This is a genomic window from Pseudomonas sp. TE21394 (assembly GCF_054057835.1).
In genome coordinates this window covers 2,123,093-2,137,666 of sequence record NZ_JBSRZR010000001.1, presented here as the reverse complement: position 1 = coordinate 2,137,666, position 14,574 = coordinate 2,123,093, and the positions used below count along the sequence as shown (strand labels likewise).

The window sequence follows — 14,574 nt, the reverse complement described above, 5'->3', positions numbered from 1 at the left end:
TCCTGTAGATACAAAAACGCCGACATGAATGCGTCGGCGTTATCTCCATACAGCTTGCGGATCAGAAGGCCGGCAGTACCGCACCTTCATACTTCTTGGCGATGAAGGCCTTCACTTCCGGGCTGGTCAGGGCCTTGGCCAGTTTCTGGATGGCTTCGCTGTCCTTGTTGTCCGGGCGGGCGACCAGGAAGTTCACGTACGGCGAGTCGCTGCCTTCGATCACCAACGCATCCTTGGCCGGGTTCAGGCCGGCTTCCAGGGCGTAGTTGGTGTTGATCATGTCCAGGTCGACCTGGTCCAGCACGCGCGGCAGCATGGCCGATTCAAGCTCGCGGAACTTCAGCTTTTTCGGGTTCTCGGCGATGTCCTTGGGTGTGGCCAGGGCATTTTTCGGGTCTTTCAGGGTGATCAGGCCAGCCTTCTGCAGCAGCAGCAAGGCACGGCCGCTGTTGCTACCTTCGTTGGGAATGGCAACGGTGGCGCCGTCTTTCAGCTCGCTCAGGTTCTTGACCTTCTTCGAGTAGCCACCGAACGGCTCGACGTGAACGCCGATCACGGTTTCCAGGTGGGTGCCCTTGCCTTCGTTGAAGTTCTGCAAGTACGGCAGGGTCTGGAAGTAGTTGGCGTCCAGGCGTTTCTGGTCAACTTGCACGTTGGGCTGCACGTAGTCGGTGAACACCTTGATCTGCAGGTCCACGCCTTCCTTGGCCAGGGTCGGCTTGATCAACTCGAGAATTTCAGCGTGCGGTACCGGGGTGGCGGCAACCACCAGTTTCTCGGCGGCAGCAGCCAGGCCGGCGAACGACAGGGCGGCAGCCAGGGCGGTGGTCAGCAGGGTCTTCTTCATGGTGGTCCTTGTTCTGGTTCTGGCCATCGACGATGGCGAATCGGGTGCCCAACCGGTTCATCAGCGGGCATAAGGCGGACAATACCTAGATTTTTTATTCCGCAACAATATCTTTTATTTAGCTGCTTATGCCAAAAGCAAATCGCCATCAGCGACTTTGTTCATGAGCGTCGTCTAGCGCGCAGGGCTGGGCAAATCCAGGTCCTTCGGCAGAATTTCCTCGCCGTCATTCACCAGCAGGGCGAAGTGAATAATGTTCTCCAGCTCGCGGGTATTGCCCGGCCAGAAGTGCGCTTCCAGTAGCTGTTGTGCGGCCTCGCTCAGCAGCGGCACCGGCCTTTGCAGGCGCGCGCTGTAGATACCGACGAAATATTCGGCCAACGGCAGGATGTCGCCCGGCCGCTCACGCAGTGGCGGCAGCTCCAGCGCCCCTTCGCGCAGGTACTGGTACAAGCGCTCGTTGAAGCGCCCCGCGCTTACCACCCGGGCCAGGTCGATGCTGGTGGCGGCTACCAGGCGTACATCCACCGGCTGCGGCTGCTGCGCGCCTACCCGGGTAACCTCGCGGTTTTCCAGGGCGGCTAGCAGCTTGCCCTGAATGGCCAGCGGCAGGTCGGCGATCTCGTCCAGGTACAGCGTGCCGCCGTTGGCCGAGCCAAACCAGCCGGCGCGGCTGCTGGCCGTGCCTGCGTGGCTACCGGCGCTGTAGCCGAACAGCTCGGCATCGGCATAGGTGGGGCTGATGGCCGCGCAGTTGACCGACACGAACAACCCTCCGCGGTCGCTGGCGCGGTGAATTTGCCGAGCCAGCAGCTCCTTGCCGGTGCCGGTTTCGCCACGGATCAGCACCGGCAGGGGCTGTGGCGCCAGGCGCTCGAGTTGCTCGCGCAGCCGTTGGGAACGCGGGTCGATGAATACCAGCGCCTTGGCGCGTATGCTCAGCGGGCTTTTGTCCAGTTCGGGGAAAGTCAGCAACGGCTGGCCAAACGGGTTTTGAAAAGTCATGACGAACTCCCGCCCCTGGCCTGCAGTGGCCGGGCGTCGCAAACGGTAAACAGTAGGGTGATCAGGCGCGGCGCAGCGCGCGCTGCTCGACCCGGTTCTGCAAGCGATACAGGTAAGCGAACCCCTGCTCCCAACGCTCATGGCCGGACTTGACGTTGATGTGTCCGGCGTTGGTCAGCAGCCCCGCTTCGGCGCCCCACGCCTGGGCCAGGTACAACGCCCGTGGCACGCTCACGGCCGGGTCGTTGTCCGAGCTGACCACCTGGCTGGGGAACGGCAGCGCCTCGGTCGGGATCGGCGCGAAGTTGCGCAAGGCGGGTGCGCAACCGGGCCGTTCGACATCCGCCGGCGCCACCAGCAAGGCACCACGCACCCGCCGTAGCAAGGCCGGGCTGGCTTGGGCGGCCCAATGGGCGACCGTGACGCAGCCCAGGCTGTGGGCAATAAGGATGACCGGCGAGCGCTCGGCGGCAATCGCCTGCTCCAGCGCCTGCACCCAGTCCTGGCGCTGCGGGGTCAACCAGTCCTGTTGCTCGACCCGCGCACTGTTGGGCAGGGTGCGCTGCCAGTGGCTTTGCCAATGATTGTCTGGCGATCCTTGCCAGCCCGGCACAATCAGGTAACGGATCGACTCGTTGCGCATGGGGACGCCTCCAGTAAGTTTGCGTGCTTGGAGACCAGTATAGGGCGGCAGTTATATCGGTAAAGGAATAAGAAGCTATTTGTTAATAACCAAATAACAAATCGAAGCGATCGTTGGACGGGCGCTTATGGCAAAAAAAATGGGCCATCCCCTGCCAAGAGATATGGCCCATAAGCACTTGCCTGAAGGGGGTTGCCGGGGTTCAGCGCGCGGTAATCACCGCCAGCTTGCTGATGCCCGCACGTTCGATCGCCGCCATGGCCCGTGCCACTTCGCCGTAGTTGACACCGTCGTCGGCCTGCAGCTGCACACGCACTTGCGCGTCCTTGTCCTTGGCGGCCTTGAGGCTGGTTTCCAGCAGATCTGGCTGGATCGGGTCCTTGTTGATGAACAGCTTGCCACCACCATCGATGCTGACCACCAGCGGGTCCTTCTGCTCCACCGGCGCCACGGCCTCGGTCTTGGGCAGGTTCACAGGAATCGCGTTGGTCAGCAGCGGCGCGGTGACGATGAATACCACCAGCAGCACCAACATCACATCCACCAGGGGCGTAACGTTGATTTCACTGAGGACTTCGTCATTGTCCTGGGTCGAGAAGGCCATATCAGGAAGCCTCCTTGACTGGCTGGGTGAACCCACCCTGGTGCGCGTGCACGGCCGGGTGCACCAGTACGCGGAAAGCACTCTTCTGCGCCAGGCTGTAGAAATCATGGGCGAAGTCATCGAGGTCGGCTGCAGTGAGCTTGAGCCGGCGCAGGAAATAGTTGTAGACCAGCACCGCCGGTACCGCGACGGCGATACCCACACCGGTGGCCACCAGTGCCGCACCAATCGGCCCGGCGACGGTTTCCAGGCTGGCAGAGCCGGCCGCACTGATGCCCTTGAGCGCTTCCATGATGCCCCACACGGTGCCGAACAGGCCGATGAAGGGCGACGTGCTGCCGATACTGGCGACTACCGCCAGGCCGGTTTCCAGCGAGCGGCGCTCCCGCACGATCTGCTGGCGCAGTGCACGCTCCAGGCGGTCCTGGTGGTTGATGGCGTGGCTCAAGTCGCTGGCCTGGGTATCGCCCACAGCGATGGCGGCGTAGCCGGCCTGGGCCACGCGTGCAGCCGGGCCCGGCAGCTCGTGGCTGGGCTCGGCGGCCGAGTCCAGGCTCGAGGCGGCCCAGAACTGCTGGTGGAAGCGCTTGTCCTGGTGCTTCAAGCGCACGAACTGAGAGGCCTTGACCAGGGCCAGGCCCCAAGTGACGACAGAGAAACCAACCAACAGCCAGATGACTGCGCTTTCAACGGACTCGAGTGGGGATGCCAGCAGGCTCATGATGATGTCTTCCTGTGTTCTGCGGAATAGTTAGCGAAGCTTGAAATCGATCGGCACACTGACCCAGCCGGTCTGGGCCACGTCGCCCTGCCTGGCCGGAACGAAACTCCAGCGCTTGACTGCCGCCAGCGCGGCGGCGTCGAGGGCATCGCGGCCACTGCTCTTCTGGATCTGGATCTGTCCGGGCGCGCCACTGGGCAGCACCTCGACGCGCAACAGCACGGTGCCCTCCCAGCCACGGCGCTGGGCCAACTGCGGATATTCCGGCGCCGGGTTCTTCAGGTACGCGGCGTTCGCCGATGCCGGGGTTATCGGGGCGGGCACGGCAGGCGCGGGTGCCGGTGCTGCCGGGGCGGCTACGGGGACCGACGGCGCAGCTTCGACCGGCTTGGGTTGTTGCTTTACCACCGGCTTGGGCACGGGTTTGGGCTTGGCCTTGGGTTTGCTGGCCAGTTCGTCGATCACTTCAGGCGCTGGCGGCTGGACCACAGGCGGTGCCGGGGCAGGTGGCGGCGGCTCGACCACAGGCGGGGCAGGCGCGGCGAATTCGATGGTCATGGGCAGCACCTGCGGCGGGACTACCGGTAGCTCGGGCGTAGGCGCCCGGCTGATCCAGTAGGCCACCGCAGCATGCAGTGCCAGCACCAGCAGGCCCAGCGCCAGCTTGTCGCGGCGCTTGAGCGCGCTGACAGGCGTGCGTTGCAGGCGCAGCTGGCCGAGCGGGAGGCGAAGCGTGCGCCCAAGCTCGATCAGGTCACCCGGAGCGGTGCGCCATGGCTGGGCGTAGGCCTTCATGGCCGACTGGACATTACCCATTGATAAAACTCCCAGGGTCTCGATTCAGGGTGTGTCTGAATCATGGAACCAGGGTCTTATCCCTTAAAGGAATGTTTAAAATTAAACTTAGAACTTAAATGAATATCTCTTTTTCGCGATGACTTCGACGCCGCGGATTCCGTGGGCTGTGGCTGTGGCGGGAAAAAACGGTGCATCAGGCGCATGCAAAATATGCGCGCAATGCATGGGATTTCCAGGCCTGCGAAGCGGCCACGGACACCCGCCAGGCATGAAAAACCCGGGACAGAGCCCGGGTTTTTCATGTTCGAAGGCGGCTCAGATATCCGCCACTTTCTGCCAGACCTTCGGCCGGAAGAACAATGTCTCGCCCCGCGCCAACCCGGTCAGGCTGTCATGGTCCTTGACCACCTCGGCCTCGATCAGCTCGCTCTGCCCTTCCACCTTCAGGGTCACCCGCGTGGTAGCGCCCAGCGGTCGGATATCGCGCACCTCGGCGGCATGGTGCCCCTCGGTCTCGTGCCGCGACAACGACACTTCGTGCGGGCGGAACAGCACATGGTGTCCCTCACTCAAGGCCAGGCGGTTGGAGTCACCCAGGAAGTGGTAGACGAAATCGTTGGCCGGGTGCTCGTACACCTCGCCCGGCGAGCCGATCTGCTCGATCACACCCTTGTTCATCACCACGATGCGGTCAGCCACTTCCATGGCTTCTTCCTGGTCGTGGGTGACGAATACCGACGTCAGGTTGATGTCCTCGTGCAGACGCGCCAGCCACCGGCGCAGTTCCTTGCGCACCTTGGCATCCAGGGCACCGAACGGCTCGTCCAGCAGCAGTACCTTGGGCTCCACCGCCAGCGCACGGGCCAGGGCGATACGCTGGCGCTGGCCACCGGACAACTGTTCGGGGTAGCGGTCGGACAGCCAGTCCAGCTGCACCATGTTCAGCAGCTCATGCACCTTTTCGGCAATCCTGCTTTCGCTCGGGCGCTCGCCCTTGGGCTTCATGCGCAGGCCGAAGGCGACGTTGTCGAACACGCTCATGTGACGGAACAAGGCGTAGTGCTGGAACACGAAACCGACGTTGCGGTCACGCACGTCATGGCCGGACACGTCTTCGCCATGGAACACGATATTGCCCTGGTCGGGGGTTTCCAGCCCGGCAATGATGCGCAGCAGGGTGGTCTTGCCACAGCCGGACGGGCCAAGCAGGGCCACCAGCTCGCCGCTGTTGATGTCCAGGTTGATGTTGTCCAGTGCCTGGAAGCTGTTGAAGCGCTTGCTGACGTTACGAACTTCGATCGACATGAATCATTCCTCCGCGGCGCTGTGGCGCAGGCGGTTAATACGGTTCTCGCTCCACTGCTTGAGCAGCAGGATGAAGAGCGCCATGATCAGCAGCAGGCTGGCCACGCTGAAGGCCGCCACGTGGTTGTACTCGTTGTAGAGGATCTCCACGTGCAGCGGCAGGGTATTGGTCACGCCACGAATATGGCCCGACACCACCGACACGGCGCCAAACTCGCCCATGGCCCGCGCGGTGCACAGCACCACGCCGTAGATCAGGCCCCATTTGATGTTCGGCAGGGTCACATGCCAGAACATCTGCCAGCCATTGGCGCCGAGCAGGCGCGCAGCCTCCTCCTCTTGCGTGCCCTGTTCCTGCATCAACGGGATCAGTTCACGGGCCACGAACGGCACGGTGACGAATATGGTGGCGAGGACGATACCCGGCAAAGCGAACACGATCTGGATGTCGTGGTCCTGCAGCCACGGCCCGAACAGGCCCTGCGCGCCGAACATCAGCACGTACACCAGGCCGGCGATCACCGGCGACACCGAGAACGGCAGGTCGATCAGCGTGACCAGCAGGCTCTTGCCGCGGAACGTGTACTTGCTCACGCACCAGGCGGCGCTGACCCCGAACACCAGGTTGAGCGGTACCGAAATGACCACCGCGATCAAGGTCAGCTTCAGCGCCGACAAAGCATCCGGCTCGAGGATCGCCTCGAAGAACGTGCCAAAGCCGTTCTTCAGTGCCTGCGATACCACGATCACCAGCGGCAGCAGCAGGAACAGCGCGAATACCAGCCAGCCAAGGCTGATCAGGACGCGCCGCGAAGTCGCACTGCCACGGCGGGCGGCGTTGGCGGCGGCGGTTGCATTCAGGGTTGAACTGGACATGCCGGCCTCCTTCAAGGGGTTTCGATGCGGCGCTGCAGCAGATTGATCAGCAGCAGCAGGATGAAGGAAACCACCAGCATCAATACGCCGATGGAGGTCGCGCCGGTGTAGTCGTACTGGTCGAGCTTGACCATGATCAGCAACGGCAGGATCTCGGTCTTCATCGGCATGTTGCCGGCAATGAAGATCACCGATCCATACTCGCCCACACCGCGGGCAAAGGCCAGGGCAAAGCCGGTGAGCCAGGCGGGCAGCAGCGCCGGCGCCAGCACATGGCGGAACACCTGCAACGGCTTGGCGCCCAGGCAGGCAGCGGCCTCCTCGACTTCGCGCGGGATGTCGGCCAGCACCGGTTGTACCGTGCGCACCACAAACGGCAGGGTGACGAAGGTCAGGGCCAGGGTGATGCCCAGCGGGGTGTAGGCGATCTTGAAGCCAAGGTCGGTGGCGAACTGGCCGACCCAGCCCGAAGGCGCGTACAGGGCAGTCAGGGCGATGCCGGCAACGGCGGTGGGCAGGGCAAATGGCAGGTCGATCATCGCATCGATGACCTTGCGCCCAGGGAAGGTGTAGCGCACCAGCACCCAGGCCAGCAAGGTGCCGATCAGGCCGTTGATGATGGCGGCGAACAGGGCGGTGCCGAAACTCAGCTTGAGCGCGGCGATCACCCGCGGAGCGCTGATGACATTCCAGAACTGCTCCCAGGTCAGCTGCGCGGCATGCACGAACATGGCGGCCAGCGGTATCAGCACGATCAGGCTGAGGTACACCAAGGTGTAGCCCAGCGTCAGCCCGAAGCCGGGTATGACGGGGGAAATGCGACGTGACATAAATATCCCTGGTTGAACGCACGAAGCCCGGGATCAATCCCGGGCCGGTGCAGGCTTGTGAATCCTGGGGCTGCCTTGCAGCCCCGCTTTTCCCTGGCGCTTACTGTGCCTGATAGATCTGGTCGAACACACCGCCATCATTGAAGAACTTGGGCTGTGCAGTTTTCCAGCCACCGAAGTCCTTGTCGATAGTCACCAGGTCCAGTTTCGGGAACTGCTTGCCGAACTCGGCGGCTACCTTGGCATCACGCGGACGGTAGAAGTTCTCGGCAGCAATCTTCTGCCCGGCCGGGCTGTACAGGTGCTTGAGGTATTCGCTGGCAATCTCGGTATTGCCCTTCTTCTCGGCGTTCTTGTCGACCACCGCCACCGGCGGCTCGGCCAGGATCGACAGCGACGGCACGACGATTTCGAACTTGTCGGCGCCACCGTCCTCCTTCAGCGCCAGGAAGGCCTCGTTTTCCCAGGCCAGCAGGACGTCGCCCTGGCCGTTGTTGACGAAGGTGATGGTCGAGCCACGCGCACCGGTGTCCAGCACCGGCACGTGCTTGAACAGCTCCTGCACGTAGGCCTTGGCCTTGTCTTCGCTCCCCCCGGTCTTCAGGCCGTAGGCCCACGCGGCGAGGAAGTTCCAGCGGGCGCCGCCGGAAGTCTTCGGGTTCGGGGTAATGACCGATACATCCTTCTTGATCAGGTCGCCCCAGTCCTTGATGCCTTTCGGGTTGCCCTTGCGCACCAGGAACACGATGGTCGAAGTATAGGGCGTGCTGGCGTCCGGCAGACGCTTCTGCCAGTCCTCGGGCAAACTCTTGCCGAGCTTGGCAACTTCGTCGATGTCGCCGGCCAGGGCCAGGGTCACCACGTCGGCGCGCAGGCCGTCGATCACCGCACGGGCCTGCTTGCCCGAGCCACCATGGGATTGCTGGATCTTCACCGTGTCGCCCGGGTGGGCCTGTTGCCAGTGCTTGATGAACTCGGCGTTGTACTGCTGGTAAAGCTCACGGGTCGGGTCGTAGGACACGTTGAGCAGTTCGTAGTCCTTGGCGATGGCGGAACCGGCAAAAACAGCGCTGGCCAGGGCGGCGAGCGCATAACGGCGGATGGACATGGTGAAGCTCCCAATTGGCATTTTTCTAGTTTTGAATGGGTGGCGCGTCAGCCGGTCTTGTTGCCGGGCTGTTGCAAGCGGAATTTCTCCTTGCGCTCGATCTGTACGACCTGAGCGTTGTGCACAGTGATCTCCACCGCACCGAAACGCAGGTCGCGCAGGGCGCTCTGGATTTCCCGCAGAATGGTGGCTTCGTCCTGACCGTCGATGCTACGCAGGGATGCACTCATGCTCGTTCTCCTTGGAGTGAGGTTGCCGGGCTGAGGTTTGAATGGGGGATTACGCCTGGCTTGGGGCAATAGTAGTGAGGCAAGGTTATTCTTAAAAATACTGTTTAAGAATTTTTATATAACCAAATTCAGACACTCACTTTTAGCCCCACAAAAACCCTGTGGGAGCGGGTTCACCCGCGAATGCGGCGGTAAATCCACCATCGCATTCGCGGGTAAACCCGCTCCCACAGGGTTTGTGCAGGGGGCTTCAGTTTTGTTTCTGTGGCTCGCGGATCTTGTACCAGGCCACATACAGCGCTGGCAGGAACAGCAGTGTCAGCAGGGTGGCCACGATGATCCCACCAATCATGGCGTAGGCCATCGGCCCCCAGAACACCTCGCGGGCGATCGGGATCATGCCCAGGCTCGCCGCCGCTGCAGTCAACAGGATCGGTCGGCGGCGGTGATTGGTAGCCTCCACCACCGCATCCCAGGGCGACAGGCCTTGTGCCTCGAACTCGTCGATCTGGGTCACCAGGATCACCGAGTTACGAATGATGATGCCCGCCAGCGCGAGAATCCCGAGAATCGCCACGAAGCCCATCGGCGTGCCGGTGGGCACCAGCGCCAGCACCACGCCGATAAGCCCAAGCGGTGCCACGCTGACCACCAGGAACAGCTTCTGCACACTGTGCAGCTGAATCATCAGGAAGGTCGCCATCAGGAACAGCATCAGCGGGATCACCTTGCGGATCGGGCCTTGCGCCTTGGCACTCTCTTCCACCGTACCGCCAGTGGCCACTTCGAAGCCCACCGGCAGCTTGCTGGCGAACTCGTCGATCTTCGGCTTCAGCTGGGCAACCAGGTCGGTGGGCTGGATGTCGCCATTGACCGAGGCCTTGATGGTAATGGTCGGCTTGCGGTCACGGCGCCACACCAGCGGCTGCTCCAGCTCGTAGCGCACCGTGGCAAACGACAGCAGCGGGATCGCGGTGCCGTTGGGGGTAAGGATCTGCAGGTTCTGCAGGGTATCGGGCGATCCACGCTCGCTGTCCTGCGCACGGGCAACCACGTCGACCAGGTAGATGTTGTCATTGACCTGGGTGATCTGGACGCCGCTGACGATGCTGTTCATCACATTAGCCACGTCTTCCGATGACAGGCCCAGCTGGCGCGCCTTGTCCTGGGCAATTTCCACCCGTAGCACCTTACCTGGCTCGTTCCAGTCGTAGATCATCTCGCCAATGTATTGGTTCTGGTCGAGCAGGGTGGCCAGCTCGATGGCATGCTTGCGCACCTCGTCGATATTGGCGCCGCTGACCCGGTACTGGATCGGCCGGCCCACCGGCGGGCCCATTTCCAACGACTGCACGTTGGTACCGATGCCGACGAATTCCTCATGCAGGATCTTCTGCAGCCGCTCCATCATGCCTTGGCGCTCTTCGAAGCTCTTGCTGACGATCACCAGCTGCGCGTAGTAAGGGTTCTGCAGTTGCTGGTCGAGCGGCAGGTAGAAGCGGACAGCGCCCTGGCCGATGTAGGTACTCCAGTGCACCAGAGCCGGGTCGTCCTTGATCCGCGCCTCGAAGCGGTCGACCACCTTGCGTGTCTCTTCGATCGAGGCGTTCTGCGGCAGGTTGAGGTCGACAAGGATTTCCGGGCGGTCCGAGGACGGGAAGAACTGGTTCTGCACGAAGCGCTGGCAGAAGATCGCCAGGGCGAATAGCAGCACGGTGCCGATGATGGTCAGCCAGCGGTTGCGCATGCACCACAGCAAGCCGTGCTCGAAGGCCCGGCCGAGCCTTCCAGGCTCGGCATCATGCGCCTTGAGGTTGCTGCTTAGCATATGCACACCCAACACCGGGGCAAAGAACACCGCCACGATCCACGACACCAGCAGGGCCACGGCAATCACCGCGAACAGGGTGAAGGTATATTCGCCCGCCGAGCTGGCGTTGAGGCCAATGGGCACGAACCCGGCCACGGTGACCAAGGTGCCGGTGAGCATCGGGAACGCCGTCGAGGTGTAGGCGAAGGTCGCCGCCTGCTCCTTGCTCTCGCCCATTTCCAGCCGCGTGACCATGACCTCCACGGTGATCATCGCGTCGTCCACCAGCAGGCCCAGGGCGATGATCAGCGCACCCAGCGAAATACGCTGCATGGTGATACCGCTGTATTCCATGAACACGAATACCATGGCCAGCACCAGCGGGATCGAACAGGCCACCACCAGGCCGGCGCGCACCCCCAGGCTGACAAAGCTCACCCCGAGCACGATCACCACTGCCTCGAACAACGCGCTGGTGAAGCCACCCACCGCCTGCTTGACCACCACGGCCTGGTCGGAAACGGTATGCACCCCGACGCCAATAGGCAGGTCTTCGACCACCCGATCCATGCGTTTTTTCAGTGCCGCGCCGAACACCTCGATGTTGCCACCGGCTTTCATGCCGATAGCCAGGCCCAGCGCTGTCTGGCCGTTGTAGCGGAACATCGGTGAAGGTGGGTCGACGTAGCCGCGCTCGATGTCGGCGATGTCGGCCAGGCGGAAGAAGCGGTCGTTGATCTTCAGGTTGACGGTTTGCAGGTCCTTTTCCGAGGCGAACTGTCCGGTGGTGCGCACGGAAATGCGCTCCGGGCCCGCCTCGATCACACCGGCCGGAGTCACCGCGTTCTGCGATTGCAAGGCCTGCATCACCTGGCGCTGGTCGATGCCCAAGGCTGCCAGCTTGCGGGTGGAGAAGTTCAGGTACAGCACTTCGTCCTGAGTGCCGATCAGCTCGATCTTGCCGATGTTGGGTACGTCGCGCACCTCAGCCCGCGCCTGCTCCACATAGTCACGCAGCTGACGCAGGGTCAGGCCGTCGGCGGTGAAGGCATAGATCGAACCAAACACGTCGCCGAACTCGTCGTTGAACCCCGGGCCCTGGATGCCTGCCGGGAACTCACCGCGGATGTCCTGGATCTTCTTGCGTACCTGGTACCAGATTTCCGGAATGTCCTTGGCCTTGGTGGTGTCGCGCAGGTACACGTAGACCGTGGATTCACCCGGGCGGGTGTAGCTTTTGGTGTAGTCGAGCGAGTCGAGTTCCTCGAGCTTCTTCTCGATGCGGTCGGTGACCTGGTACAGGGTCTCGTCCTGGGTCGCACCCGGCCAGCGAGTCTGGATCACCATGGTCTTGATGGTGAACGACGGGTCTTCCTCACGGCCCAGGTTGAAGTAGGAGAAGATCCCCATCAGCAGCCCAACGAACATCAGGTACCAGACGAACGATTGATGCTTGAGTGCCCAGTCGGACAGGTTGAAGCTTCCTTTCATCGCGCATCCTCGTCGAAGGTGACCTTCTGGCCAGGCTTGAGGCTGTTCACGCCCGCCGTCACCACCCGCTCACCGGGCTGCACCCCGGAGGTCAGGATGATGCTCTGGTCGGTGCGGTCGATCAGGGCCACGTCACGGGTGGCCACGGTTTTCTGTTGCGGGTCGATCACCCACACCTGGGTCTTGCCATCCCGTTCGAGCAAGGCACTCAGGGGCAGCTCGCTGCGCGGCGTCACCGCCGAACTCAGGGTCACGCTGATGGCGGTACCCAGGTGGAACGCCGCCGGCGTGCTGGCCAGGGTCAGGCGGGCGCGGCGGGTACGGGTGGTGGCGTCGGCCTGGGGTTCCAGTTCGCGCAGACTGGCCGTGGTGTTGATGCTCGGGTCGAGTTGCGAGGCAACGGTAAAGGTCAGGCCTTTGTTCAACTGCTCGGCCAGGCCGATCGGCAGGTCGATTACCGCTTCCTTGACGTCCGGCCGGGCCAGGGTCACCACGGCCTGGCCAGCGGTGACGGTTTGCCCGGCTTCGGCTTTCCAGTTGGTAATCACCGCGGCATGGTCGCTGCGCAGGGTGCTGTAGTCGAGCTGGTCACGGGCCTGGCTGACGGCCGAGCGCGCCTGCTCCAACGCGGCACTGGTGGTTTTCAGGTTGGTCTGGGCGATGTCCAGTTGGGCCTGGGCGCCAACACCCCGGTCGTACAACTGTTGCTGGCGGCGAGCATCGGCCTGGGCGTTGATCCATTGCGCCTGCACCTTGGCCAGGTCGCCTTCGGCGGCGCGCAACTGGTTCTGCTGGTCGGTTGGATCGAGCGTGGCAAGCGTGTCACCCGCCTTTACCTGGGCGCCCACATCCAGCCAGCGCCGGGCGATGCGCCCGGACACGCGAAAGCCCAGGGTGCTTTCGAAACGCGCCTGGATAGAACCGGCAAAGCGGCCCAGTTGCGATTGAACCTGGGGCTCGACCTTGACCGACAGCACTGGCCGAATCGGCTCCGGCGCCTCGTCCTCGCTACTGCAGCCGACCAACAGCATGCCGGCCGACACCATCATCAGCAGGCGCTTCATAGCTCACCCCCCTTGGCCTTGGCATCGATCTTCTGTACCTGCATGCCGGGGTGCAGCAACTGCCCGCCATTGACCACCACGGTTTCGCCACCTTTCAGGCCGCTGGCGACCACGATCCTGCCGGTGAGGTAGCGACTGACTTCAACCTTGCGCAGTTCCACCTTGTCGCCCTCGCCTACCACCCACACCGCGGGTTCATGCAGTGCCTTGGTCAAGGCGGACCAGGGCAGCTCGATGCTGGGCCGCCCCTCGGCATTGGTAGTGGCGGTAACCGGTGCACCCAGCTGCATCGCCGCAGGCACGTCCCTGAGGCCGACCTTGATCTGAACCGTGCCGCTTTGCTCGGACACCGTAGGGGTGATTTCGCGGACAAAGCCATGCGCCTTTACCTTGGGATCGTCCAGCAGGCTGACGATCACCCCGGCGTCGCTGGCCGGCGCCACCAGCAGCGACTCATAGACGTTGAACACGGCATCGCGGTCGCCGTCGCGGGCCAGGCTGAAGATCGGCATGGTTGCTTGCACCACTTGGCCAACCTCGGCCTGGCGCTCAGTGATTACGCCATCGGCTTCGGACACCAGGGCGGTGTAGCCGAGTTGCTCATTGGCATCGGCCAATTGCGCCTGGGCGGCCTTGAGTGCGCTCTGGTCGCTGCGCAGGGCGGCCTCGGCAGCGTCGTATTCGCTCTGGCTGGTGTAGCCCTTGGGAAGCAGTTTTTGCTGGCGTACGAAAGCGGCGCTGCTCTGGGTGACCCGCGCCTGCGCAGCGAACACCTCGGCCTTGGCCGAGTAGACGTTGTTCTGCAGGTCTTTCGGGTCCAGGCGCGCCAGTACCTGGTTGGCCTTGACGTGGTCGCCGACATCGACGCTGCGCGAGATGATCTTGCCGCCGACGCGGAACGACAGGTCGGTCTGCACGCGTGCCTGTACGTCGCCAGTCAGGGTGACCCTGGCGGCGAAGTCGGTCGGCTGGACCTGCTGCACGCCCACCCGGGGCAGTGTCTTGGGGACTTCTTCCTTGCTACAACCCGTGAGCATGTACAACAGCCCCAGGCAAACGACCGACAGCGGACGCAACAACGTCATGCAGGCTCCTTGCTTGCGCACAAATGATGTGTGGGATGCGACTGTCAGCGTAGTTCAGGGTTCGATAAACAGCACTGACAGGAGCCAGATGTGGCCAGTTCAGGTGCATGCCATGGCATTTTCGATGCCTGTGAAATCGAGCGCCGCGCGGGCGGCG

Annotated in this window: 14 protein-coding genes; all 14 read right to left on the bottom strand. The window is 62.9% G+C overall.

Annotated features, from left to right (window positions below):
* Positions 1–61 precede the first annotated feature (61 nt).
* The 14 genes from ACVWZT_RS09905 to ACVWZT_RS09840 all read right to left on the bottom strand — a co-directional run bounded on the left by ACVWZT_RS09905 (position 62) and on the right by ACVWZT_RS09840 (position 14,417).
* Complete coding sequence (locus tag ACVWZT_RS09905; protein ID WP_457469115.1) at positions 62–847, bottom strand: MetQ/NlpA family ABC transporter substrate-binding protein; 786 nt, start codon at positions 845–847, stop codon at positions 62–64.
* Positions 848–1,021: 174 nt separating this feature from the next.
* The gene (locus ACVWZT_RS09900) at positions 1,022–1,852 is read right to left on the bottom strand and encodes a sigma 54-interacting transcriptional regulator (RefSeq protein ID WP_457469114.1); all 831 of its coding nucleotides are present in this window, start codon (positions 1,850–1,852) and stop codon (positions 1,022–1,024) included.
* Between the two features lie 61 nt (positions 1,853–1,913).
* On the bottom strand, positions 1,914–2,495 hold the full coding sequence (locus tag ACVWZT_RS09895; protein WP_296232590.1) for an alpha/beta hydrolase: 582 nt from the start codon (positions 2,493–2,495) through the stop codon (positions 1,914–1,916).
* 202 nt (positions 2,496–2,697) lie between these two features.
* Positions 2,698–3,099, bottom strand: a complete 402-nt coding sequence (locus ACVWZT_RS09890; protein WP_296232589.1) for an ExbD/TolR family protein — start codon at positions 3,097–3,099, stop codon at positions 2,698–2,700.
* 1 nt (position 3,100) lies between these two features.
* Positions 3,101–3,820, bottom strand: coding sequence for a MotA/TolQ/ExbB proton channel family protein (locus tag ACVWZT_RS09885; protein WP_457469112.1), 720 nt, complete (start codon positions 3,818–3,820; stop codon positions 3,101–3,103).
* A 30-nt stretch (positions 3,821–3,850) separates the two neighbouring features.
* Entirely contained in the window at positions 3,851–4,636 is a 786-nt protein-coding gene (locus ACVWZT_RS09880; protein WP_296232587.1) for an energy transducer TonB, read from the bottom strand.
* Between the two features lie 297 nt (positions 4,637–4,933).
* Positions 4,934–5,923, bottom strand: coding sequence for a sulfate/molybdate ABC transporter ATP-binding protein (locus ACVWZT_RS09875; protein WP_114171931.1), 990 nt, complete (start codon positions 5,921–5,923; stop codon positions 4,934–4,936).
* A gap of 3 nt (positions 5,924–5,926) precedes the next feature.
* Positions 5,927–6,799, bottom strand: a complete 873-nt coding sequence (gene cysW / locus ACVWZT_RS09870) for a sulfate ABC transporter permease subunit CysW (protein WP_225779670.1) — start codon at positions 6,797–6,799, stop codon at positions 5,927–5,929.
* An 11-nt stretch (positions 6,800–6,810) separates the two neighbouring features.
* Entirely contained in the window at positions 6,811–7,629 is an 819-nt protein-coding gene (cysT, locus tag ACVWZT_RS09865; RefSeq protein WP_289133489.1) for a sulfate ABC transporter permease subunit CysT, read from the bottom strand.
* A 100-nt stretch (positions 7,630–7,729) separates the two neighbouring features.
* Positions 7,730–8,737 carry a sulfate ABC transporter substrate-binding protein gene (locus ACVWZT_RS09860; protein ID WP_296232584.1) on the bottom strand — a complete coding sequence of 336 codons (1,008 nt, stop codon included), beginning with the start codon at positions 8,735–8,737 and terminating at the stop codon, positions 7,730–7,732.
* Between the two features lie 47 nt (positions 8,738–8,784).
* On the bottom strand, positions 8,785–8,967 hold the full coding sequence (gene oscA, locus ACVWZT_RS09855; RefSeq protein ID WP_003258557.1) for a sulfur starvation response protein OscA: 183 nt from the start codon (positions 8,965–8,967) through the stop codon (positions 8,785–8,787).
* A 250-nt stretch (positions 8,968–9,217) separates the two neighbouring features.
* The gene (locus ACVWZT_RS09850; RefSeq protein WP_296232580.1) at positions 9,218–12,268 is read right to left on the bottom strand and encodes an efflux RND transporter permease subunit; all 3,051 of its coding nucleotides are present in this window, start codon (positions 12,266–12,268) and stop codon (positions 9,218–9,220) included.
* Positions 12,265–13,332 carry an efflux RND transporter periplasmic adaptor subunit gene (locus tag ACVWZT_RS09845; RefSeq protein WP_296232578.1) on the bottom strand — a complete coding sequence of 356 codons (1,068 nt, stop codon included), beginning with the start codon at positions 13,330–13,332 and terminating at the stop codon, positions 12,265–12,267. Before ACVWZT_RS09845 ends, ACVWZT_RS09850 begins: the two co-directional genes overlap by 4 nt.
* Complete coding sequence (locus ACVWZT_RS09840; protein WP_457469110.1) at positions 13,329–14,417, bottom strand: efflux RND transporter periplasmic adaptor subunit; 1,089 nt, start codon at positions 14,415–14,417, stop codon at positions 13,329–13,331. The genes ACVWZT_RS09845 and ACVWZT_RS09840 overlap by 4 nt, the downstream gene beginning before the upstream one ends.
* Positions 14,418–14,574: the final 157 nt, after the last annotated feature.

Excerpts from the sequence above, each read along its gene's own strand:
- ACVWZT_RS09905 (WP_457469115.1), bottom strand. The coding sequence starts at position 847 with ATGAAGAAGACCCTGCTGACCACCGCCCTGGCTGCCGCCCTGTCGTTC.
- ACVWZT_RS09900 (WP_457469114.1), bottom strand. The coding sequence starts at position 1,852 with ATGACTTTTCAAAACCCGTTTGGCCAGCCGTTGCTGACTTTCCCCGAA.
- ACVWZT_RS09895 (WP_296232590.1), bottom strand. The coding sequence starts at position 2,495 with ATGCGCAACGAGTCGATCCGTTACCTGATTGTGCCGGGCTGGCAAGGA.
- ACVWZT_RS09890 (WP_296232589.1), bottom strand. The coding sequence starts at position 3,099 with ATGGCCTTCTCGACCCAGGACAATGACGAAGTCCTCAGTGAAATCAAC.
- ACVWZT_RS09885 (WP_457469112.1), bottom strand. The coding sequence starts at position 3,820 with ATGAGCCTGCTGGCATCCCCACTCGAGTCCGTTGAAAGCGCAGTCATC.
- ACVWZT_RS09880 (WP_296232587.1), bottom strand. The coding sequence starts at position 4,636 with ATGGGTAATGTCCAGTCGGCCATGAAGGCCTACGCCCAGCCATGGCGC.
- ACVWZT_RS09875 (WP_114171931.1), bottom strand. The coding sequence starts at position 5,923 with ATGTCGATCGAAGTTCGTAACGTCAGCAAGCGCTTCAACAGCTTCCAG.
- cysW (WP_225779670.1), bottom strand. The coding sequence starts at position 6,799 with ATGTCCAGTTCAACCCTGAATGCAACCGCCGCCGCCAACGCCGCCCGC.
- cysT (WP_289133489.1), bottom strand. The coding sequence starts at position 7,629 with ATGTCACGTCGCATTTCCCCCGTCATACCCGGCTTCGGGCTGACGCTG.
- ACVWZT_RS09860 (WP_296232584.1), bottom strand. The coding sequence starts at position 8,737 with ATGTCCATCCGCCGTTATGCGCTCGCCGCCCTGGCCAGCGCTGTTTTT.
- oscA (WP_003258557.1), bottom strand. The coding sequence starts at position 8,967 with ATGAGTGCATCCCTGCGTAGCATCGACGGTCAGGACGAAGCCACCATT.
- ACVWZT_RS09850 (WP_296232580.1), bottom strand. The coding sequence starts at position 12,268 with ATGAAAGGAAGCTTCAACCTGTCCGACTGGGCACTCAAGCATCAATCG.
- ACVWZT_RS09845 (WP_296232578.1), bottom strand. The coding sequence starts at position 13,332 with ATGAAGCGCCTGCTGATGATGGTGTCGGCCGGCATGCTGTTGGTCGGC.
- ACVWZT_RS09840 (WP_457469110.1), bottom strand. The coding sequence starts at position 14,417 with ATGACGTTGTTGCGTCCGCTGTCGGTCGTTTGCCTGGGGCTGTTGTAC.